Consider the following 23,016-nt stretch of genomic DNA (forward strand, 5'->3'; position numbering starts at 1 on the left):
GATTACCGAAGGAGGTATAGAGTTTGATTGAAGTATCAGTCCATTATGGTGATGTAGACAGAGCTCTTCCAGTATTGAAAAAAACAATTCAAAAGGAAGGAAGAGGGTTGAAGATGAAAAAACAATATCATGAAAAAAAATCAGAAAAAACAGCTAAAAAGAAAGCTGAAGCGAGAAAAAAGAGGCACCAGCAAGAATGCAGAAGGCAGCGTTACGGTTGGTAATTTTTTAATAGTTTATCATTGGTTGTTTTATGAATATTCACGAATATCAAGCAAAAGAGATTTTGTATAAATTTAATGTTCCGGTGCCAAAAGGTTTTGTCACTATATCTGCGGAAGGAGTAAAGACTCAAGTAAGTCAATTAAAATCTGACATGTTTGTGGTTAAAGCTCAAATTCATGCAGGTGGTAGAGGTAAAGCCGGTGGCGTAAAGCTAGCAAAGTCAGCTGAAGAAGCTCAACAATTTGTAAAGGATATGATTGGTATGACTTTAGTTACTCATCAAACAGGGCCAAGCGGGCAGCAAGTAAGAAAAGTATATGTTGAAGAAGGCTCAAGCATTAAGAAAGAGTATTACTTAAGCCTGGTAATCGACCCGAAGCTCAGTAGGCCAATATTCATATTTTCCTCAGAAGGTGGAATGGACATCGAAGAAGTGGCGAAAAATTCTCCTGCAAAAATTGTGAAATTTGACATTGATTCTGCTACAAGTTTTGATAGCAGCAAGTTAAGCAGCAGTTTTGATTTGAGTCCAGAACAAATAGAAAAAATAACAAATGTTGCAAAAAATATATATGATGCGTTTATTGCAACTGATGCGAGCCAAATTGAAATTAATCCACTGGTTGAAACAAATTCTGGAGATTTTATTGCGCTCGATGCGAAAATTAATTTCGATGACAATGCTTTATATCGTCACCCAGAAATTATGGAACTTCGTGATTATGATGAAGAAGTGAAAGAAGAGATAGAGGCTTCAAAGTATGGGCTCAGTTACATCAAAATGGATGGCAGTATTGGTTGCATGGTAAACGGTGCAGGTCTTGCTATGGCAACAATGGATATAATAAAATACTACGGAGCAGAGCCTGCTAACTTTTTGGATGTTGGTGGTGGAGCGAGTAAAGAAACTGTAACTGAAGCATTTAAAATCATATTGTCTGATAGCAACGTAAGAGGAATTTTGGTTAACATATTTGGTGGTATAATGCGTTGCGATATTATCGCAAGTGGAATTGTTGCGGCTGCAAAAGAAATGAGCATCAAAGTTCCTCTAGTGGTTAGATTATCAGGTACTAATTTTGAAGAAGGAAAAAAAATTTTAGAAGAGTCGGGATTAAATATTATTGCTGCAGATGAGCTAGATGAAGCTGCGCAAAAGATAGTAAAAGAGGTGAAATAAAGCATGTCCGTTTTAGTAAATAAAGATACAAGATTAATATGCCAGGGTTTTACTGGTGCACAAGGTACGTTTCATTCAGAGCAAGCTATTGACTACGGGACGAAAATGGTTGGCGGTGTAACTCCTGGAAAGGGTGGTAGCACTCACCTTAATTTACCGGTTTTTAATACTGTAGCAGAAGCTAGAGAAAAAACTGATGCGAATGCCACGGTAATATATGTACCTGCTAAATTTGCTGCTGCTGCAATACTTGAAGCAATAGATGCAAAAATAGAATTGATAGTTTGTATTACAGAGGGCATTCCTATACTTGATATGGTGAAAGTTAAGCGCGCGCTTGTTGATTCAAAAAGTCGATTGGTTGGTCCCAACTGCCCGGGAATTATTACGCCTGAAGAGTGCAAAATAGGAATTATGCCTGGCCATATCCATAAGCGTGGACACATAGGAATTATGTCTCGCTCTGGAACTTTAACTTACGAGGCAGTAGCACAAACAACCGCTGTTGGTCTTGGTCAATCCACGTGTATCGGAATTGGGGGAGATCCAGTTCATGGTATGACATTTGTCGACTGTATGGAGCTCTTTTTAAAAGATGACGATACTCATGGTATTGTAGTTATTGGTGAAATAGGTGGAAACGAAGAAGAAGATGTATCACATTTTGTGAAGACAGAAAAAACTAAAAAGCCAATCGTTGGTTTTGTAGCAGGTCAAACAGCACCCCCAGGAAGACGTATGGGACACGCTGGAGCAATCATCTCTTCCAGTGGTGGAAGTGCTGGTGCAAAACTAGAAGTTATGCGAAGCGCTGGAATTGCAATTGCAGAGACTCCTGCGGTGATTGGTAAAAAAGTTTTGGAAGTAATGCATCACTAGAATTAGGGTCACAAAAACCCTACATCACCGGTCATGAATACGTTATTTGCCCACTTGATTAGCAATTTACCTCCTGGTAAACCTACTGAAGTCTGTTGGGCAGTTAGATATCCACGTAGTGTGGATGCAACAAGTGCTGCACAGGCTGCACTACCGCATGATGCAGTAATGCCTGTACCTCTTTCCCAAACTCTTAAAGCTATTTCTCCAGACTTTTCAACTTGTGCAATACTAATATTAATTTTCTGAGGAAATAATACGTGATTTTCTAGCTTTGGTCCTAAATTTCGCAATGGTATTTCACTTATGTTATCAACAAAAAAAACTATGTGAGGATTACCAATATTTACTGCAACAGGATCTTTTAGCATTTCAAGCTCTATAGGTAAGTGAAGAGTGTCACACTCAGTAGACAAGGGAATTTTATGCCATTTTAGCAAAGGTTTACCCATGTTAACCTTTATGGATTTATCACCCACTTTAAAACACTCTAAAATGCGTTTGTTTGTTAGCTCAATAGTGATATACTCAGTACCTTTTTCTGACATTATCAAATATCCAACACAGCGTGCTGCGTTTCCGCACATTTCAGCTCGACTGCCATCAGCATTATAGATATGCATAAAGCAGTCTGCAGCATTAGACATTGTTATAATTATCACTTGATCACAACTGCTTTGATCAGCAATTTGTCTATGGTTCCAGTCTAAATTGTTTGTTGAACGTGAGTCTATGATAACGAAGTTGTTACCAGTGCCGTGCATTTTGATAAAATTTTCAGGACCTTGGCCACTCATCATAAAAAAATATTTCTTCTATTGGTCTCCTTTTTTTCTTACTTGTTTCAGCGCCCTCTTCTTCGTAACCAACCGCTATCACTGACATTACATTAAAATCATCGGATATGTTGAATCTTTCTACTATTTTATCTCTATCAAATCCACCCATTTGATGAGCCATTAAGTTCATAGCTGCAGCCTGTAGCATAAGTGCATAATTTGCTGCACCAGTATCGTGATTAGCCCAAAAATTTTCACCTTTGTCAGATTTACGGAAATTCTTAGCGCTTAGAGATATAATTAGTATTTGTGCATCTTTTGCCCACTTTTGATTAGATTCATCAAGGCAATTTAGCAGCTTTTCCCATGCGCTTTGATTGTTCTGTTTGTTGCATATTACGTATCTCCAGGGTTCATCACCAAAACATGAGGGAGTCAGCCTTACAGCTTCCATTAAAATATCTATGTCTTCCTGAGATATTGCTCTTGTAGGATCGTATGAACGTCCGCTGTGTCTTGCTTTCATCAACGATAATAGATCTTGTTTACTCATCATTTTTAATTTAATAGTGCATAAATAATTCATTGTAGCACAATATAAGCAAAATTTAAATTGCAAAACCTCTCATACACATATATGACATTTAATAAGTTATTTTTATTGGGAAAGTATGTTTATAACACAATCTAGCAGCAGATCAACACTGGCTGAAATATTGTCTTGCGTTTTACTTTTATTCTTGATGGCTCAAATAAGCATACCATTGCAGCCTGTGCCTATCACATTGCAAACTTTAGGAGTAATGCTTATTGGGCTTAAATTTAACCGCAGAACAGCATTCTATTCTGTGCTTACATATCTATCACTTGGTGCAGCAGGATTGCCTGTTCTTGCAAATTTTTCTGGTGGTTATCACGCTCTTCTTGGACCAACTGGTGGATATTTAATTGGCTGTTTAGCTGCTGTCATAATGATGGGCGAAGTAAATGAACTCTTAAGCTTTAGATGTGAATTACTCGCGCGCAATTCTTTTAGTTGTATAGTTGGCACAGCTATGATTTTTATATGTGGTGCCAGTTGGCTTGCTGTTTACTTGGGTCTGGAACAAGCAATAATGGTGGGTGTTTTACCATTTATCCTTCCTGGTTTGGTAAAAATTTTTCTACTTGTAGCAGCTTTGCAATATTTGAAAAAATGATAAAATTTCGCCCTCATCATTTCATGTGCACCCTTGCATTTCAAGGGTATGGGTATTCTCAGGGTTTTGTAGAAAATTATAAAAAGATAGCAAGCAAAGTAATTAGTGATCCTAACACTAAAATCGAAGTAGTTGGTAACCTTGATAGTATTTGTAGTGCTTGCCCAAACCAGACTAAACAAGGTGAATGCACCGAACAAGCTAAAGTTTTAGAGCTAGATAGAAGGCATATGGAAATTTTAGGAATTAAAATTGGCGAAACTTTGACCTGGAGTGAAGCGGTAGAAAAGATTAGGGAGAAAATGTCTTTAAAGAAATTTGATTACGCATGTGAGAGGTGCAACTGGCAGCCATATGGAATATGTAAAGATGCCCTTTTAAATTGTCATTCCTACAAAGGTAGTTGACAAAAATGTTAAGATAAATTGAAGCATTTTTATGGAAATAGACTTCTTGCACTACCTCCCAAGCCACAATTGTCATTCAGTAGAAACGAAAAAACCTACTTGACACCCTTCGCCATCCCCCTTATCATAGTATTAAGGGTATTTATGACTCATTGTTTTTGACCTGCAGGCTCAATGACAAAATTCAGTAAAAAACTCAGGGTATTTATTGGCGGATTACATAAAATTATAGCGGCTGCATGTCTTTTTTATTTTTTCTACATTCAGCCAAATCGCGCTTATTTTAAGCGTTAGCACATTATTACAGCGCCAGTTTAAATTATTATAGGGTCAAAACTCGCACCACGGGGCTTCTTTTGCCTTTTTTTCGTTTGGTAAATTTCTTAATGTTTGTGGCTAAACGACAACCGTCATCCCTGTAAAGGTCAAGTATCCCGCTACGTGTTAGCGGGATCTAGAGATACCGCGGCGGTATGACGTAGGACTGCTATCATTCCAGTGCTCCTTTTTTTGTCATCCCAGTGCCCAGACACTGGGATCCAGGAAAAAGAATAGACTTCTTTCAAAATTGTTAGAGGGAGTGTAAGATGAAGCATACGCGTCAAGTTAAGGAAAAGTGTAAGTAAAATTGATAGAGTGAAGGAAAAGAATAAGGTATAAGTTCTTCTTGGATATGTGAATGAGAGAACTTACAATGGACAGAATAGCTTGCTTATCAAAAGACCTCAATGAATTCTTTAATGAAAAAGCAGACGAAATATCAATTGCAGTAGGTTTTATAAAAAGAAAGAGAAAACTTAATGGCTCATCATTCATAAAAGCTATGGTTTTTGGTAACATAGGAGTTGGTGATTGCAGCATAGAAACAATGTGCCAATTGCTAAATGAAGACTCGATAGAAATTACAAAACAGGGTTTGGATTATATTAGCCTGCCCAGTAGCATGGAAGATATGTACAAAGGATATGGGAGTAGCTATAGAGATTGTGAGAGTAATACCAAATCAGGAATAAAGCTGCAGTTAGTCTTTGATTACCTGAACCAAGCGCTAGATAAGTTAAATTTAATAGAAGGAATAAGGTCGGATCAAGGTTATAGGGATTATCTGAACGGTTTATCAGCCAATGATTTGCTAATATTTGATTTGGGCTACTTTGTGCCTAGTTCTTTTAAACAGATTGATGAAGCAGGTGCATATTTTGTTAGTCGTTATAAGTCTGATACCAATATATATGATATAGAAACAAATCAAAAAATAGAGTTGTTGGAATGTTTAGAAGGTCAATCCCTTCTAGAGATGGAAGTGCTATTAGGAAAAGAAGTAAAAATTAAAGTGAGAATTATATGTCAAAAATTAACTGAAGAACAGTCTATAATTAGAAGAAGGGCTAATAAGTTAGCAAAATCACATGGATATACATCTTCTCAAAAGAATCAAAAATTGCTGGATTGGTCGATATTCATAACTAACGTTCCAGAGAGTAAAATCAGCGCTGAACAAGTATTAACAGTTTACAGGGTAAGATGGCAGATTGAATTATTATTTAAATTGTATAAGAGTCACATCAGGCTTGACGAACTTAAAGGAAAACCATACAGAGTATTATGTGAACTATACGCTAAATTGTGCGCAATTCTTATATTTCATGGAATAGTTGGTTGTATAAAACTGAAAGAGAATACAGAGCTGAGTTTAACAAAGGCATTCATTGAATTAAAAAGAAGGATTAGGGAGTTGTTTTTAGCGTTAAGCAGTAAAATTAATAATTTGAGAATTTTCCTGAAAAAACTTACCACAGACTGGTCACAATTTTCTGTGAAAGATAGATATAGAAAAACTAGAGTATCCACCTTAAGTTCATTGAATTTTCTTACCCTTGCTTCTTAACTTGACGCGTATGGTATTACATTCTGCCTCATACGGAGGTAATTCAGAGATAGTTAAGTTCTTATTAGAAAGAGGCGCTAATCCTAATACTAGAGATACAGATGGAAAAAATCCTAGAGATGTAGCTGTAATAGAATCAAGGCACAACAAAGATAAACCTTACAGGGAAATCATAAAGCTACTTGCTAAAGCAGAGGATCAATACGAATCAACAAAAAGTAATCACTAAAGCTGTAAGTTTTCTATAATCTATATATAAATTTCCAAAACTATCCATAACAAATTAATCTTTTCACATGAAAAAGCAAAAAATCCCAATTACGGTAATTATTACCATATTAATCCAAACCGTAGCATTGATATGGTGGTTATCCAAGCTAGACTCAAGGGTACAATTTCACAATAAACTCATTGAATATGGTTTAATGGAAAAAGTGTTAGTACTTGAGGAAAGGGTAAAAAATCTTTCTGAAGAATTAGATGAGTTTAAATTGCAGGTTTTAAGCGGAAAAATTAAATCTTAATATCCTTACCTAAATTTACAATTGATTAAATACATTTTATCCGTTGATGGAGGTGGAATTAGAGGCATCATTCCTGCCATTATTCTCGCAGAAATAGAGCAAAGGACAAGAAAACCGATAGCTGAAATCTTTGATCTGATTGCAGGAACCTCAACTGGTGGAATTGTTATAGCAGGATTATGTAAAAAAGATAAACAAGGAAGCCCTCAATATTCAGCCAATGATTTAGTTGAATTTTACCAAAAATACGGGTCATATATTTTTAAATCTTCGTTCTTCAGGAGATCAATATTATCTTGGTTTAACTGTGCACAATACCCACATAAAAATATTGAGTATGTACTTCATAAATATTTTGGCGATGATGTCTTTAAAAACACTTTAAGTAATGTGTTGATTACGAGTTACGATATTCACAATAACTGCCCATTTTTCTTCAAAAGCTGGAAAGAGGATAGGAATTTTATTAAATTAAGGGATGTATTAAGAGCAGCAACTGCAGCACCTACTTACTTTGCACCTAAATATTTAAAAGTCAACCAAAAGGAAATGGTACTAGTGGATGGAGGGGTTTTTGCTAATAATCCAGCTGCTTGTGCATATGCAAGTGGTAAGAAATTTTTTCCAAATGATGAGATTATACTGTTATCACTAGGTACTGGTAGAACAGATAGAAGCATAGCTAATTCAAGGAGATTTGGAAAAATAGGCTGGATCAAGCCACTACTGAATGTGATGTTTGCTTCAAGTTTAGATTCAGTAAATTACCAACTTAATCAAGTTATAGCTCATAAATATATACGCATACAATCGCAATTAAAAATAGCATCACCTGACATGGATAATATTACATCAAAAAATATCAAATCTCTTCAGCAAGAAGCAAATGCAATGATAGAGGACAATCAGAAAGCGATAGAGAAATTCTATGATCTTATATCTTGATACGTAGAAATGCCAAAAAAATTCTGTAGCAAGGGATATCTCTTCTCCAAAAAAATGTTTTAAGAAGCTAAGCCAAAAACACTACTTAAAAAAAATGATTTACTGACAGTTGCCATACGCGTCAAGTTAAAAAGTGGCATAAGAAAGAAGAGAAACGGTAAAAATTATTTTAGATATTAAATGATAAAATTAGTAATTTATAGACTATTAAAAAAAAATTATCTCATTTTAGATCAAAACTTCTCAAAAAAAAATAAAAAGGTCAATGTCTACTAATCCAGGTTCATATAGAGGAATTTTTCCTGATTTCAAAAATTCTTAGTATTTATGTCAAACGCTTACATTGTACCAGATACTACTCCTAATCCTTAAAAATGTAGCTTAGCATCTAAAATAAACATCATTAACAATTTGAGTCATACACTTTTGTTGTTACACTATTTTTCTTAATTGCCTTACCTTCCGAATAAGCTATGAACAAGGTTGATGGTATTAATATCAAAGTACCATATAAAGCACTTTTATCAGGTAATTCATTAAATATAACGTATGCTACTATTGCAGAAATTATTAGCTCTATGTATCTATACGGTGCAAGTGCAGTAGCATCAGTAAGAGCAAAAGCTTTTAACATGAAGAACAGAATTAGGTTTGAACTTATTCCTAAAATCAGCAGTAATACTAACTCCAACAAGGAAGGCATATGCCAATAAAATAACAAAGATGGAGTGGAAAAAATTGTTGTTGTTAGAGCTGAGTAAAATAATATACTTATTATTGTCTCCTTCATTACAAGCTTCTTATTAAGTACATCTAGTATAGCGAAGATTAATGCGGATACAATAAAAATAAGAATTTTAGGATTAAAATCCTCACTATAAGCTTTAGTAGTAATAGCAATACCAATAAAACCAATGACAGCTACTACCCATCTTTGCCAAATTATATTTTCTTCCAGAAAAGGAATTGCAAGAAGCATAACAAATAATGGTATTGAGAAACCTATAATTGTTGCAGTTACTATTGGGCAAATAGTCAACCCATAGGTCCATAAGGTCATTCCACAAAACAACAATGCACCTCTAGTTATTTGAATAGATATTCGACTTGTTTTACAAATTCCTATTCCATAGTAAAATATAAAAGGTATAAGAGTAATAGTGCTAAATAAAAAACGGAAAAAGATTATCTCAAAACTTTGAAGGTGTAACCCGAGACACTTTGATATAGTATCATTAACTACACTACTAAGTAAACTGAGTATAAACCAGGTAACTCCAAGCAAATAAGCTCTTAGTCTGTGATCCATAAAACTCCCAATTTAATATTTTATGAGATAACTTTACTGTACAAAAGATCAATAATAGAAAAGGTTTCTTCTATCTACTGTTTAACCATATTCATAAATATTTAGTAGAAATAATTTGAGAAGTGTTATATAAAATGCAGCTTTATTGTATAATTTTAATAAACAGAAATGCTAACTGATTTTTTTGTAATATATTATAATACTTGCGAATACTATCACATTATCAGGAAAAGTAATCGGGAGTACTGACGGCTGTGGCGATTTTACCAACTAGCTCCTCTGCTAGCATTAGCAATATGTATTTTCAGCATCAATTTTAAAAGCATTAAATTTGAAGTTTATCAAACAACACGAATTAGCAGCAAAACTTTATGAAAATGCTTCAGTTGAGTCAGCTAAACAAGGATTTAGAATGGTTAATATATTGACTATTTTTACTTGTATCTTAAACACAATTCAATTTTCACAATCACCCAACTCATCGGCAGTTAGGCCACTTGCTCGCACGATAATATCAATAGCAATACCTGCCTTAACTAGATCTTTTGCAACCTTGATTTTCTCTGCTTTTTTAACTTTTTCCTTGCCACTTTTCATATCTTCAGATAGAGATTTGACTAGTGATTCTTGAGTCTCATCTTCTCTGTACTCATCCATTAAACTCAATAGCTTTTTGCTTTCTCTTGTTTTAGGTAGCAGAACTTTAATATTCACTGATAATTCTCCTGCTATTTCATATAATTTATCTAATGATATGGCAGTATACCCTTTTTCATATTCGTGTATTTCCTTGAGTGTTACACCAACTTTATCCGCCAAATCTTTTTGAGTATACCTTCTTATCAATCTCCATTCTCTTACTCTTTGTCCTATTCTGTAATATATAAAATCAGTGCAGATTTCTCTCTCTGTATTATCATACTCATAAATAAATAAGCCCGTTGCTTGGGAAATTATGTCAACTGAAACTCCTTCTTTTACTAGATTTTTTGCTACCTCTAATCTTGCCTCCTCTTGATTGATTTTCTCGCTAATATGAACAAACCTGACTAATGAAGGTACTATTTTACCTAATTTTTGATTCTCATATATTTTTGTTAGATAGAGTATTTCTTCGTCTTCATCTTTATACTCTCTTACTACTACTGATTCAGGTAGTAGATCTGTAACAGTAGCTGATAATGCTTTTGCTATTATATATAATACTTCAACAGGAATAGGGCTATAGCCATTTTCATAGCTGTTCACCTCTTGGTATGTTAAACCTATTTTACTTGCTAATCCTATTTGAGTATGACCTCGCATTAATCTGCTATTTTCTATTTTTTGTCCTATTTTGTAGCTTATAGAACTAATATCTCTTACAGAAACAAACATATATACCTTACTTAGAAACAAATTTTCATGCAATTTGATCAGCAGATAAGCCGACTATTTGCAAAATAATATCAATAGAAATTCCCCCTTTTACTAAATTCTTTGCAACTTTGATTCTTTCCGCTTTCCTCACTTTTTCTTCACAAATACGTATCCCTTCAAACAAAGATTTTATTAATGCATTACGTAGTTCTTGGCTCTCAATTTTTTTGTATTCTTCAATTAAATTAGGTAATTCATTTTCTACTTTACTACCTTCATCTTCCTCTATTAGGAGATCTGTAATACTAATCGATAATGTTTCTGCTATTGCATATAATTTTTCCAGTGGAATAGCTACACGCCCTTGTTCATAGTTGCTTATTTCGTGACGTGTTGTACTCATTTTCTCTGCTAAATCTTTTTGAATATACTCCCTCACTAGCCTCCATTCTTTTATCTTTTTTCCTATTTGGTAGTATATAGAACCAACTTTTTCTTCAATACACTCATCAGCAGACAGACCAATTGTTTTTGCAACAATATCAACAGAAACTCCCGATTTAACCAAACCCTTTGCAATTTTTATTTTTTCCGATTTTCTACTACTTTTTTCACTGACTTGGACAAATTTGGTTAGTAAACAAAATATTTTACGTAGCTCCTGATCATTAATCTTTTTATATTCTCTTACTAGATTTAATATTTCTTCTCCCTCATCTTCAAGACAGCTTTTTGATATAGGAATTAGATCCGTAATACTGATTGATAGTGCCTCAGCTATAGCATATAACCTTTCAATTGGAATTCTACGGTTCCCTTTTTCATATTGCAGTATTACCCAGTACTTTACACCAAGTTTCTCTGCTAAATCTTTTTGAGTGTACCCTCGTTCTAACCTCCAACTTTTTAATTTTTCTCCCACTTTATAATCTAGACTTTTTTCCACGAAAAGAACCATACATATAATATTTTATACTATAGCTCAAAGGCTCCAGATATAATAGCCAGACTCTGGAACCTTTAAATTGGTTGTAGATGAATTAAAGTGCCCTACAAGTTTCTTTACTATTTTCACGTACTTTGTCTGCCCATGAAAACAATTTTTCACTTACTTCCTTCTGCTTTTCACTCCATATGCCGCACCTAGTGAAATTACCTCTTTCTACCACTTCCTTAAGCTTCACTCCCCCAAAAAGGCAATTTTTTCCAATTTCTTCTCCTCTTTTTTGTAATTCAGCCCACATTTCCTTATCCGCTACTTTTACTTGTACCTGACTGCAGTTTTTTACGTCCTGGTACAATACAATATTTCGCTTACCAATGCTCGTAGGAAATTCTAACATGACAGAGCTGCCATCTGAAATATCGGTATAGTTTCTTATACCTCCCTTCTCACTTTTAACCTCAACTGCATCATTGCCAATTTTTAAAATATTACTTCCTAACTCTCTCAGTATTTTGGCTACTTCTATCTTACTATTTTCAGAGAACTCTATATACGATGTTGTATTGTCTATCTCAATATCTATTAATTCTCCTTCCTGAACAGCACTTTCGCCAGCTTTTTCTAGTTCTTCTAGTTGCTTATCTATCTGTGGTTGAACTTCTGGTTGTAGCTCATTATAGATTTCACCTATCAGTTTATTCTGTAGTAGAGTATCATGAAACTCTGCACAGCTTAGCATTAATTTACGTATTAGCTTTTTTCGATCACCTTTTTCTAATCTGTGAAAATGTGTACCTAATACTACATATTCTGCAAAGCTCCATTCCCCATCATTACATGCATTTAGCCTTGCTCCAGAAGCTAGCGCTTCGTCTACAGCCTTGTGCAGTTCATTTGGACTTTTTGCTCTTACCACAGCACTTTTAAGCCAGCTCAACTTTTCTGCACTTGGTTTTATTTTTTGCAAGTTTGAAGCAAATGGATTTAAATCTTCTGCTTGATCATTTAAAGGTTTTGTGCCATATATGTAGTCAAGTCCTTTCCCATAGTTGATTTGGTTTTCGCGAACTTCTCTACCAGGGAAAGGTACATCTCCAGGATTTTTAGCCTTATTAATTTTGCTTACAAAGGTGGACTGGTTAGCACGACCAATTCCTACAATAGCATTTAACATCTCACCCTTCGATAATCTATCCAGATCAATGTTTAACTCGTAAACACCTCCCTTTTTGTCATCAAAAGGTACAATTATCTTATTACCCATATTAGCCTCCGCTATTAAATATACTTTCTAAATATACAAATCTTAGTTTATACATTCTATTACTCATTATAAATTATAGTGAGTGGATTTGCAAATACTTTCTGCTATAACAATCCGTTTTCTCTAAAGCTAAAATAGCCCCCACTTGTCATAATAATGTGATCAAATAACCTAACGCTTACAGTACTACACGCTGCCGCTAGGCTCTTCGTTACTGTTTGATCTTCTTCTGACGGCTCTAAGCTCCCTCCAGGATGGTTATGTGACATTATTATTAATGCTGCATTTTTTATTAATGCTTTTCTTGTAATTTCCTTTATGTACACTGGTGCTTTTTCCATTTCACCAATATAGGATTCTTCCCCGATTAATTGGCGCCTCTTATTCAAATACAGTATTTTTACACATTACCTTTCTGAGTGGCCTATATTTACGTTCAAATATTCTACTAGCCCTTGTAAGTCCATGATTGGCCCACTCTCAAGTTTTTCTCTGAGCACCCTTTCTAGTGTTTCCTTAACACACATAATCATTGCTACTGCAGAATCAGTCACTCCTTCTATAACTTTCAGGTCATCCATTTCTCGGCCTAAAATCCTTCCTACTCCCGTATAAGTATTCACCAGATTTTTAGCAATTTCTTGAGCCTGCGGCCTTTCATGTACTGCACTTAAAAATGTTTCCATTATTTCACGATCAAGTAATGCTTTGCCTTTACTTTCTAATATTCTGAATTCTATTTCTTCTTTACTTTTATTCATATAATTTACCCTTCACTAACAACAAACTTTTTTTAAATATTTACTGCTGTTTTTTTATCAGCATTGGCATAGAGCCATAGCTTCCGAGTGAAGTCAAATCAATTTTTCAATCTTTTTTACTTATTTTTTCATCAATAAGTGAAGATATTAATATATGATGATTTTTTTATTTTAAACTTGTTGAATTTCGTCTAAAGAGATGCCTACCGCTTGCAAAATAATATCAATAGAAATTCCTTCTTTTACTAAGTCTTTTGCAATTTTGATCTTTTCTGCTCTTTTCACTTTTTCTTCGCAAATTTGTATGCTTTCAAACAGAGATTTTATTAGCGCATAGCGTAATTCTTGACTCTCAATTTTTTTGTATTCTTTTATTAAATCAGGTAGCTCATTTTCTACTATCTCATCTTCCCCTATGAGCAGATCTGTAATGCTAATTGATAATGTTTCTGCTATTGCATATAATTTTTCCAGTGGAATGGCCACACGTCCTTGCTCAGAGTTGCTTATTTCATCACGTGTTGTATCCATTTTCTCAGCCAAATCCTTTTGAGTATACTCCCGTCCATTCTTTTATCTTTTTTCCTATTTTGCAGTATATAGAACCTATTTTTTCTTCAACACATTCATCAGCAGATAGACCAATTGTTTTTGAAACAGTATCAACAAAAACTCCTGCTTTAACCAGAGCTTTTGCAATTTTTATTCTCTCCGTTTTTTTACTATTTTCTTCACTCACTCTGGCAATTTTAGTTAGTAAACAAAGCATTCTACGTAACTCCTGATCGTTAATCTTTTTATATTCTCTTACTAGATTTAGTATCTCTTCTTCTTCGTTTTTAAGGCAAATTTTTTCATTTGATACAGGAATAAGATCTATGATGCCAACCGATAACACTTCTGCTATAGCATACAATTTCTCAATCGAAATTTTACGTGTTCCTTTTTCATATTGTAGTACTATTTGATACGTTACGCCAATTTTTCCCGCTAAATCTTTTTGAGTATAACCTCGCTTTAACCTCCAGCTCCTTACTTTTTGTGCTATTTTGTACCTTATAAAGATATTTGCCATAAATATTATACAGGCTAATACTATCAAATAAAGATATACAAAAACTTCTATGTTTGAATTTTAGTTGAATATTTCTTCACAATTGTGTATAATTGTTAATGCTTTTTATCTTACTTTCTCATGGCTCTTTCGAAGTTTCTTGATGCTCGCAATGATTATGCCTTTAAAAGAATATTTGGCACCGAGAAGAATAAAGATATTCTCATTCATTTCTTGAACGATATTTTAGGCTTCACTGGCTTAGCTGCTATTCACGATGTTGAATTTCTAGCTACCATTTTAGACCCTGAAATTGCCGCTAAAAAGCAGAGTATTGTCGATGTTCTTTGTAAAGACTCTCAAGGTTCAAGATATATTATAGAAATGCAGTTCACTAAGACCAAGGGCTTCGAAAAGCGTGCTCAGTATTATGCTGCTAAAGCCTACTCAAGTCAAGCTGATCAAGGTGATAATTATCATAATCTCAAGGAAATTATCTTTATTGCTGTTGCTGATTGTATCATCTTTCCAGATAAGTCTGAGTACAAATCTAATCATGTCATTTTAGATCAAAATAGCTTTGAACATGACTTAAAGGATTTTTACTTCGTATTCATAGAACTACCTAAATTTACAAAGACAAAAGAAGACCAACTAGAAAATATAGTAGAAAAATGGTGTTATTTTTTTCGATATGCAGCAGAAACAAACGAAGAGGACTTAGATAAAATAGTTGGTAGTGACGTAATAATAAAACGAGCTTATGAAGAGATGAATAAATTTAACTGGTCAGAAGAAGAATTACTAGCATATGAACAAATGAAAAAACGCATAATGGATGAGATTGCTGCTTTTGCTCAAAAATTTGATGAGGGTCTTAAAGTAGGTCAAGAAAAAGGTAGACAAGAAGGTAGACAAGAAGGCATCCAAATCGGCCATGAAAAAGGCAGAGCAGAAGGTAAGAAAGAGGGTATAGCAGAGGGTGAACAACAAGCTAAAATAGCTGTGGCCAAAAACCTACTTAAAGCTGGTGTCTCTACTGATATCATATCACAAACTACAGGTTTTTCTCATTCTGAAATTTCACAATTCAAAGAAAAAACATAATATGCATACTTATTCACTTCAACATTTATGAAAACCTTTCCTAAGTTAAACCTACCCCATAATTAAGAGTCTAATGAACTGTCTAAAACAGCTATAAAGATAGCACAGAGAATTATATAAATTACTATCATAACGTTACCCAAACTTCTATATCAAAGCTACGTGCTGTAAGTTTAATATGAATAGTATATTAACCATTTATTCCCCAACTCTAGTCTTGTATTCCTACTTCATTCATGTTAGTATTAGAACCATCAAACTTGCTACTGGTATACCTAATTATTTTGTGGCTAATTTTGCCACCTTCACTTTAAATTTTCCACTACTTGGCATATTATAGCTCCACCTCTTATATTACAACCTACCTATTGATATTACCTCCAAGCTTGGTTACTCCTATCTCAGAAAGACAAGTTGATACTTCTGAATGGCTGTGAACTGAAGCATTACTTAAATAACTTTGAGGTTCTAAATATACTTGCTCTTCTTGTACGCCATTAGCTTCTAATCTACTACTTGTATCGTTTGAGATCTGTTGTATTAATTGATTTAATGTTATATCTAGTCCATTTAATCTGTCTTTCATTTTTCTTAATTGATTAACAAGTGGGCAGCAGTTATTTTTCTCAAAAATAGATAAAGCCTTTTCTAGCAACTCCCTTTGTGTAGAATAATCAAATATATTTCCACAAGCGTTGCCTAAGCTTACTAAAATTTTAGCCACTTCAAAATGCTCATGTCCATAACATTGCTCAAAAATAGGTAAAGCCCTTTCTAGTAACTCATCTTGTTTAAAAAAATTGCTTGTAGCGCCATAAGCGCTGGCCAAACTTTCTAAGATTCTAGCCATCTCAAGATTCCTAGGTTTATAATATTGCACAGAAATATCTAAAGCCCTTTCTAGCAACTCAATTTTTATTTTATCATTACCTGTAGTGCCATAAGCGTTGCCTAAGCTTGCTAAGGTTCTAGCCATCTCAAGGTTGCTAAGGTTACTATATTGCCTAGAAATATCTAAAGCCCTTTCTAGTAACTCCTTTTGTTTAAAAAAATTGCTTGTAGCGCCATAAACGCTGGCCAAACTTTCTAAGATTCTAGCTGCCTCAAGATTCTCAGATATATAATATTGCATAGAAATATTTAAAGTACTTTCTAGGAACTCAATTTTTATTTTATTATTACCTATAGTGCCATAAGCTTGATAGGACTTTAGGTATTTCAAGACAATTAAATTTATAATCTTTCTCAAAAAGAAGTAAAGCCCTTTCTAGTAACTTAATTTGCATTTCATTATTATCTATAGCGCCATAAGCGTTGCCTAAGCTTGCTAAAATTCTAGCCACTTCAGAATGCTCACATCCATACTCTTTCTCAAAAATAGGTAAAGCCCTTCCTAGGAACTCCTTTTGTCCAAAAAAATCGCCTGTAGCGCTACAAGCGTTTCCTAAGTTGAATAGTACTCTACCCGTTTCAAAATGCTCATGTCCATACTCTTTCTCAAAAATAGGTAAAGCCCTTCCTAGGAACTCCTTTTGTTTTAAAGGACTGCCTGTAGCGCCATAAGCGTTTCCTAAGTTGAATAGTACTCTACCCGTTTCAAAATGCTCACGTCCATACTCTTTCTCAAAAATAGGTAAAGCCCTTCCTAGGAACTCCTTTTGTTTTAAAGAACTGCCTGTAGCGCCATAAGCGTTTCCTAAGTTGAATAGTACTCTACTCGTTTCAAAATGCTCACGTCCATACTCTTCCTCAAAAGTAGGTAAAAGATTTTTTAGCCACGTTATTTTTTGCGAATTATTAATTCTACGGTACTCTTCCTCAACAATATGTAAAGCTTTTTTTAGCCATTTCTTTTTTTGCTCACGAGCATCTATAAATGAATACCCGTCTATTATGCATGTCAATACACTTAAAATGTAACTTTTTCCTCTTTTCTCTTTCTCTTCATCTGCTTTTTTAGCTCTAAAAGAAAGGAATACTTCTAAATGTCGTAACAACTTTCGCATCTCAACACAATTTTTTGGCGTGACGTTAAGAAAAGCTTGCTGTATTAATCCAAAAGCTTTTCCTAAAACTTTTTTCTCTTGATTCCGCTCTCTCAGCTCTAACCTTGTCACTTCTTGAATTAGTCTATAAATATTCAATTTGCCTTTTTCTAATTTTATTACTGAATGGCAACTCAATAATTCAATACTTCCCCACAATTTTTCATTATCTTTTGCTAATTTTGAAAAAAAAGATTCTACAGGAAGATTGTCGGAATCATAGTAAGCTACTAGATGTAAAATTTCTAAAGCAAAATTTCCATATTTGGTATTATTTTTTATTTTATCAGCCGTTGCTCTCCAAACTTCGAATATCGTTTTGGTACAATGATCATAAAAGTTCCGAGACATACTATAATCTAGTAATTTCTTCTTATTTTCTTCATATTCCTGCAAAAAGAGGTCTACTGTATACCCTTCTTTTCCTCTAAGCTTAGACTTTTTACTTTCTTCTCTTATATACTCAATTCCTTGTCGTAAGACTTGTGGAAACCTAAATAATTTATCTACCGCTAGCTCCCTTATCTTCTCATCTTGAAAATTATCAATTTCTAACTCCTTCTTCACAAAACTTATAGCCTCTTCTTCAGTTAATAGACCTAATGTTATTCCCTCTTTTATTCCCATTTCTTTCCACTGTTCTTCATTTCTGCGGGAAGTAATTAAAATATAGGGCTTATTACCACTATTGCTTGAAGCGCCAATTGGTAAGAAACGCTCAAATCCATCAATTACTTCATAATGATCAAAAACAAACAAGCTTTTTACTTTTCCGAAAAACCTGTATACCTCTTCTACAATGGACTCTATATTCTTTCTTCCTCCATCTACATTACATACACTGATTTTCAGGTAATCTTGAGCTAATTCAATAAATGACTTTACAATGGCTGGTTGATCTTTAGCATCTATCCAAATAATATTATTATCGTAGTCTTTTTTGTGTTTGCTAATATATGCTCTAGCCAATTCACTTTTACCCACACCAATAAGACCAGTTATAGTGAATATCTGTGATGTTACTCCTTCTCTGCCTTCTTGTAGTATTTTATGTAGAAGATCTAATTCTGTAATTCTTCCAACAAACCAGGTTACAGTTTTTTCTACATAAAAATTAATTGAAACCCTTGCTGATTCTTGAAAGAATGCATCACTTTCCGTGATATATTTATCTCCTTTCCTCCACCATTTTTGTACTCTATACTCAACACAAGAAAAGACTTGATCAATATCATTTTGCTCTACTTTATAGATTGACTGCATTTTCTGTTTTATGATCTCACCTAAATTACCCTCCCCAGGCTGACTCACAAAAAGTTTCAACTCACTTAAAAATTCCTCGATCTCCTTATCACTACACAACCTACTAGGAAGTGGAAGCTTTAAATCATTTTCTTCAGCACATCCAAAATTATTAGGTAATTTTATAATCTTCCTTTTTAACTCTTCTTTCAACTCATCCACTGATTTTTTAGCAAATTCTTTCTTCTTTATCCCTTCAAAAAATGCACTACTAAATTCTCTATATTGCTCACCATTAAGGAATTCTACTCTCAGTTTACCCTCTCTTTGATTTTTTTTCTCTATCACTCCTTCTACTAGAAAAATTTGATAATCCTTCAAAATAGACTTATTCCTATCTATACTCCCACAATAGACAGACTGAACTAATTCTTTTACAAGTACTTCATAATCCAGTGAATGCCTTAAAGCATCCACTACTTTCTCAACTGCATTTAGTTTATAGTACTTTTGTGAATCTCCTTTAAAATTTAAAATATCTCCAGGCTCTGTATATTTCTCTTCTACACATGCTTTTTCAACACTATCTCTGCTCTTATCAAAATTAAGTACAGCATTAGTATAAACCACGAAGCTACAGCTTCCTATATCATCTCTAAACATCAGATGATCCTTTTTTAATCTAAGCTGTTTAATCTTTCTATAAGTACTGAAGTACTTTCTTAAAAGAAAGTCACCTTTTTCTGATTGTGAAAGCAATCTATCAATTGTAACCTTTTTTTCCTTTACTTTAGTTCCTTTTTCATTCTTCTCATTCTCTTTATGCTTAGCTTGTAAAAAAACTATTTCTGACTTTTTTACTCCATCTTCATTATATCCATACTTAAAGACCACATCATCAAAATCTCCTGCTTCCTCCATATTTGTTGCTAAATAAAAACCATCTATTTTTTTATCTTCTTTTTGTGTTTCCCCCTGTAACAAGAACAACATCAATAACTCTATTGCATAACGCTGACCTCCTATACCAGATGTTCCTGGCCTTCTTTTATATGTAAATTGTTGATTTTGATCTACTCGACTAGTAACCACTTCTCTCTTATTTTGGTTCTGAATAATGTAATTCTCAACTTCTAGATGATTTTTTTCATGCGCCAAATCTGATACTACTTTACCTTCTTCATTTTTAACATCAACCTTTGCATTCCTTGCAATTAAAGCCTTAACTACCTCTAAGTTAGCCTTTTCTGCAGCTAAGTGTAATGGCGTATTGCCTTTAGTTGTTTGAGCATTGACACCTATTTCACCTTTTTTTAGTAATTCACTAACAACTCCTATATGACCATTTAGAGCTTCCAAGTGTAGCGGTGTAAATTTACCTTTGTCTCTGATATTAACATCCGCTCCTTTTTCTCTGAGAAGCTTTACTATTCGTTCATCACCACTCAAAGCTGCGTTATGTAGTGGCACTCCCCTATCTTCATCTTTTGCATTAATAACTTCTTTAAGCTTATTAGAGTAGTTCTGTTTTACTTTATTTATTATATCTTCAACAGCTTCATAGCTACTACCTTCAGCAATTAAGCGAAAATACTTTGTATACGCTGCATTATCATCAATATCATTGACAATGAAACTCTCTATTAACTTATCATACTTACTTGCATAATTCCAAGCTGATATTATATGAGATGTATAACGTTCTACACTATTATGATCTTTCATATGTTCTTCTAGTAGCCCCAGTGCCTTTGCTAGAGTTTCTTCTTCTAATACTTTTCCTTCTTCCTTTTGCTCCACCAAATCTAATCTTCTCACTTGTTGTACTAATCCATGCACATTCAGCATACCTTGTTCCAAGCGTACAATTGAATATTTTTCTAGCAGAGTGGTAATAGAAATAAGTTTGTCCCGATCACCACTTGCTAATTCACTTAAAAACATTTCTTCAGAAATATTACTTGATGCAAAATAAGATATGATATTTAACATATTCAGAGATTGCTGCCCGTACTCTTCGTTCTTTATTTTATCAAACGCAACTTCCAAAGTTTTAAAGATCGTTTCAGCATGCATACCAGTTGGTACTTTAACATTAAGCAGTTTTTTTGGTGTTTCTTCATACTTTTTTAAGTAATCACTAACTTTAAACTCCAAATTTCTTTTCTGATATGCTACGTTTGTATCTTTTATATATGCCACTGCCTGTTGCAAAGCCAATGGAAAGTTATACAACTTTTTTACTAATTCTGTTATATCTTGATTTTGTGAGTCATCCTCGATCTCCAGGGCTTTCTTAACAAACTCTGTAGCCTCTAAGTCAGTAAAGTCACCCAACAATGGTAACACTTTTATATTTTCCCTAAGACTTTCTTTCCATTCTAAGTTATTAGGAGAAGTAATTAAAACATCAGGTTTATTGGTATTAGGAGATAAACTTAATGGTAAAAATTTTTCAACTAAGACATACCTTTCAGCGTTATCAAAAATAAAAAGGCTTTTTCCATCAGCAAAATATTCATATATCTCTTCAACTAATGATTTTAGACTTTTCTCATCTAAATCTATATCTTTTGTGCTAATTTTTAATTTTTCTTTAGCCATACGCGTCAAGTTAAGGAAAAGTGTAAGTAAAATTGATAGAGTGAAGGAAAAGAATAAGGTATAAGTTCTCTTGGATATGTGAATGAGAGAACTTACAATGGACAGAATAGCTTGCTTATCAAAAGACCTCAATGAATTCTTTAATGAAAAAGCAGACGAAATATCAATTGCAGTAGGTTTTATAAAAAGAAAGAGAAAACTTAATGGCTCATCATTCATAAAAGCTATGGTTTTTGGTAACATAGGAGTTGGTGATTGCAGCATAGAAACAATGTGCCAATTGCTAAATGAAGACTCGATAGAAATTACAAAACAGGGTTTGGATTATATTAGCCTGCCCAGTAGCATGGAAGATATGTACAAAGGATATGGGAGTAGCTATAGAGATTGTGAGAGTAATACCAAATCAGGAATAAAGCTGCAGTTAGTCTTTGATTACCTGAACCAAGCGCTAGATAAGTTAAATTTAATAGAAGGAATAAGGTCGGATCAAGGTTATAGGGATTATCTGAACGGTTTATCAGCCAATGATTTGCTAATATTTGATTTGGGCTACTTTGTGCCTAGTTCTTTTAAACAGATTGATGAAGCAGGTGCATATTTTGTTAGTCGTTATAAGTCTGATACCAATATATATGATATAGAAACAAATCAAAAAATAGAGTTGTTGGAATGTTTAGAAGGTCAATCCCTTCTAGAGATGGAAGTGCTATTAGGAAAAGAAGTAAAAATTAAAGTGAGAATTATATGTCAAAAATTAACTGAAGAACAGTCTATAATTAGAAGAAGGGCTAATAAGTTAGCAAAATCACATGGATATACATCTTCTCAAAAGAATCAAAAATTGCTGGATTGGTCGATATTCATAACTAACGTTCCAGAGAGTAAAATCAGCGCTGAACAAGTATTAACAGTTTACAGGGTAAGATGGCAGATTGAATTATTATTTAAATTGTATAAGAGTCACATCAGGCTTGACGAACTTAAAGGAAAACCATACAGAGTATTATGTGAACTATACGCTAAATTGTGCGCAATTCTTATATTTCATGGAATAGTTGGTTGTATAAAACTGAAAGAGAATACAGAGCTGAGTTTAACAAAGGCATTCATTGAATTAAAAAGAAGGATTAGGGAGTTGTTTTTAGCGTTAAGCAGTAAAATTAATAATTTGAGAATTTTCCTGAAAAAACTTACCACAGACTGGTCACAATTTTCTGTGAAAGATAGATATAGAAAAACTAGAGTATCCACCTTAAGTTCATTGAATTTTCTTACCCTTGCTTCTTAACTTGACGC

The 23,016-nt window shown here is 33.8% G+C and carries 19 protein-coding genes and 3 pseudogenes; 11 read left to right on the forward strand and 11 right to left on the reverse strand.

Annotated features, from left to right (window positions below; genetic code table 11):
* Positions 1-23: 23 nt before the first annotated feature.
* The 3 genes from rpsU to sucD are packed head-to-tail and all read left to right on the forward strand — an operon-like array spanning position 24 to position 2,284.
* Entirely contained in the window at positions 24-224 is a 201-nt protein-coding gene (gene rpsU / locus OPR57_RS05755) for a 30S ribosomal protein S21 (RefSeq protein ID WP_096617268.1), read from the forward strand.
* 29 nt (positions 225-253) lie between these two features.
* Positions 254-1,405 carry an ADP-forming succinate--CoA ligase subunit beta gene (gene sucC, locus OPR57_RS05760; RefSeq protein ID WP_265036242.1) on the forward strand — a complete coding sequence of 384 codons (1,152 nt, stop codon included), beginning with the start codon at positions 254-256 and terminating at the stop codon, positions 1,403-1,405.
* A gap of 3 nt (positions 1,406-1,408) precedes the next feature.
* Complete coding sequence (sucD, locus tag OPR57_RS05765; RefSeq protein WP_265036243.1) at positions 1,409-2,284, forward strand: succinate--CoA ligase subunit alpha; 876 nt, start codon at positions 1,409-1,411, stop codon at positions 2,282-2,284.
* A gap of 8 nt (positions 2,285-2,292) precedes the next feature.
* On the opposite strand, the gene dapF is transcribed toward sucD, so the two are convergent.
* Together dapF and OPR57_RS05775 are read right to left on the reverse strand one after the other, a co-directional pair.
* Positions 2,293-3,081, reverse strand: coding sequence for a diaminopimelate epimerase (gene dapF / locus OPR57_RS05770; protein ID WP_265037575.1), 789 nt, complete (start codon positions 3,079-3,081; stop codon positions 2,293-2,295).
* Entirely contained in the window at positions 3,062-3,649 is a 588-nt protein-coding gene (locus OPR57_RS05775; RefSeq protein WP_265036244.1) for a nitroreductase family protein, read from the reverse strand. Before OPR57_RS05775 ends, dapF begins: the two co-directional genes overlap by 20 nt.
* An 85-nt stretch (positions 3,650-3,734) precedes the next feature.
* Between OPR57_RS05775 and OPR57_RS05780 the strand changes: the two genes are divergently transcribed.
* Positions 3,735-4,262 carry a biotin transporter BioY gene (locus OPR57_RS05780; RefSeq protein ID WP_265036245.1) on the forward strand — a complete coding sequence of 176 codons (528 nt, stop codon included), beginning with the start codon at positions 3,735-3,737 and terminating at the stop codon, positions 4,260-4,262.
* A complete protein-coding gene (locus OPR57_RS05785) occupies positions 4,259-4,669 on the forward strand; it encodes a DUF1284 domain-containing protein (RefSeq protein WP_265036246.1) in 411 nt (136 codons plus the stop codon). The genes OPR57_RS05780 and OPR57_RS05785 overlap by 4 nt, the downstream gene beginning before the upstream one ends.
* A 437-nt stretch (positions 4,670-5,106) precedes the next feature.
* Here the strand turns inward: OPR57_RS05785 and OPR57_RS05790 are convergent, their stop codons facing one another.
* Positions 5,107-5,265, reverse strand: coding sequence for a hypothetical protein (locus OPR57_RS05790; RefSeq protein WP_265036247.1), 159 nt, complete (start codon positions 5,263-5,265; stop codon positions 5,107-5,109).
* Positions 5,266-5,363: 98 nt separating this feature from the next.
* Here OPR57_RS05790 and OPR57_RS05795 point away from each other — a divergent pair, with 98 nt between their 5' ends.
* From OPR57_RS05795 to OPR57_RS05810, 4 genes and pseudogenes are all read left to right on the forward strand, one after another.
* Positions 5,364-6,557, forward strand: coding sequence for an IS4 family transposase (locus tag OPR57_RS05795; protein WP_265037484.1), 1,194 nt, complete (start codon positions 5,364-5,366; stop codon positions 6,555-6,557).
* Between the two features lie 16 nt (positions 6,558-6,573).
* Positions 6,574-6,786 (forward strand): annotated as a pseudogene (locus OPR57_RS05800) (ankyrin repeat domain-containing protein); the annotation flags it as partial.
* Positions 6,787-6,853: 67 nt separating this feature from the next.
* Positions 6,854-7,081 (forward strand): hypothetical protein, encoded by a 228-nt coding sequence (locus OPR57_RS05805; RefSeq protein ID WP_265036248.1) that lies wholly within the window; start codon positions 6,854-6,856, stop codon positions 7,079-7,081.
* Positions 7,082-7,102: 21 nt separating this feature from the next.
* A complete protein-coding gene (locus OPR57_RS05810) occupies positions 7,103-8,026 on the forward strand; it encodes a patatin-like phospholipase family protein (RefSeq protein ID WP_265036249.1) in 924 nt (307 codons plus the stop codon).
* Positions 8,027-8,429: 403 nt separating this feature from the next.
* On the opposite strand, the gene OPR57_RS05815 is transcribed toward OPR57_RS05810, so the two are convergent.
* From OPR57_RS05815 to wmk (OPR57_RS05840), 6 genes and pseudogenes are all read right to left on the reverse strand, one after another.
* Positions 8,430-9,335 carry a DMT family transporter gene (locus tag OPR57_RS05815; protein ID WP_265036250.1) on the reverse strand — a complete coding sequence of 302 codons (906 nt, stop codon included), beginning with the start codon at positions 9,333-9,335 and terminating at the stop codon, positions 8,430-8,432.
* A 456-nt stretch (positions 9,336-9,791) separates the two neighbouring features.
* Positions 9,792-10,712: a WO male-killing family protein Wmk gene (gene wmk / locus OPR57_RS05820; protein WP_265036251.1), complete on the reverse strand. Its 921-nt coding sequence runs from the start codon at positions 10,710-10,712 to the stop codon at positions 9,792-9,794.
* A gap of 25 nt (positions 10,713-10,737) precedes the next feature.
* A complete protein-coding gene (gene wmk / locus OPR57_RS05825) occupies positions 10,738-11,652 on the reverse strand; it encodes a WO male-killing family protein Wmk (RefSeq protein ID WP_265036252.1) in 915 nt (304 codons plus the stop codon).
* A gap of 82 nt (positions 11,653-11,734) precedes the next feature.
* Entirely contained in the window at positions 11,735-12,904 is a 1,170-nt protein-coding gene (locus OPR57_RS05830; RefSeq protein WP_265036253.1) for a hypothetical protein, read from the reverse strand.
* Positions 12,905-13,008: 104 nt separating this feature from the next.
* A pseudogene (locus OPR57_RS05835) lies at positions 13,009-13,665 on the reverse strand (JAB domain-containing protein).
* A 171-nt stretch (positions 13,666-13,836) separates the two neighbouring features.
* Positions 13,837-14,740, reverse strand: a pseudogene (gene wmk, locus OPR57_RS05840) (WO male-killing family protein Wmk).
* Positions 14,741-14,860: 120 nt separating this feature from the next.
* On the opposite strand from wmk (OPR57_RS05840), the gene OPR57_RS05845 reads away from it, so the two are divergent.
* The gene (locus OPR57_RS05845; protein ID WP_265036254.1) at positions 14,861-15,826 is read left to right on the forward strand and encodes an Rpn family recombination-promoting nuclease/putative transposase; all 966 of its coding nucleotides are present in this window, start codon (positions 14,861-14,863) and stop codon (positions 15,824-15,826) included.
* 361 nt (positions 15,827-16,187) lie between these two features.
* Here OPR57_RS05845 and OPR57_RS05850 read toward each other — a convergent pair whose 3' ends face one another.
* Positions 16,188-17,048 carry a tetratricopeptide repeat protein gene (locus OPR57_RS05850; protein WP_265036255.1) on the reverse strand — a complete coding sequence of 287 codons (861 nt, stop codon included), beginning with the start codon at positions 17,046-17,048 and terminating at the stop codon, positions 16,188-16,190.
* Complete coding sequence (locus tag OPR57_RS05855) at positions 17,005-21,717, reverse strand: ankyrin repeat domain-containing protein (RefSeq protein WP_265036256.1); 4,713 nt, start codon at positions 21,715-21,717, stop codon at positions 17,005-17,007. The genes OPR57_RS05850 and OPR57_RS05855 overlap by 44 nt, the downstream gene beginning before the upstream one ends.
* 97 nt (positions 21,718-21,814) lie before the next feature.
* Here OPR57_RS05855 and OPR57_RS05860 point away from each other — a divergent pair, with 97 nt between their 5' ends.
* Positions 21,815-23,008, forward strand: coding sequence for an IS4 family transposase (locus OPR57_RS05860; protein WP_265037484.1), 1,194 nt, complete (start codon positions 21,815-21,817; stop codon positions 23,006-23,008).
* The last annotated feature ends 8 nt before the right edge of the window (positions 23,009-23,016 follow it).

This window comes from Wolbachia endosymbiont (group A) of Anomoia purmunda, assembly GCF_947251545.1.
GTDB lineage: Bacteria > Pseudomonadota > Alphaproteobacteria > Rickettsiales > Anaplasmataceae > Wolbachia.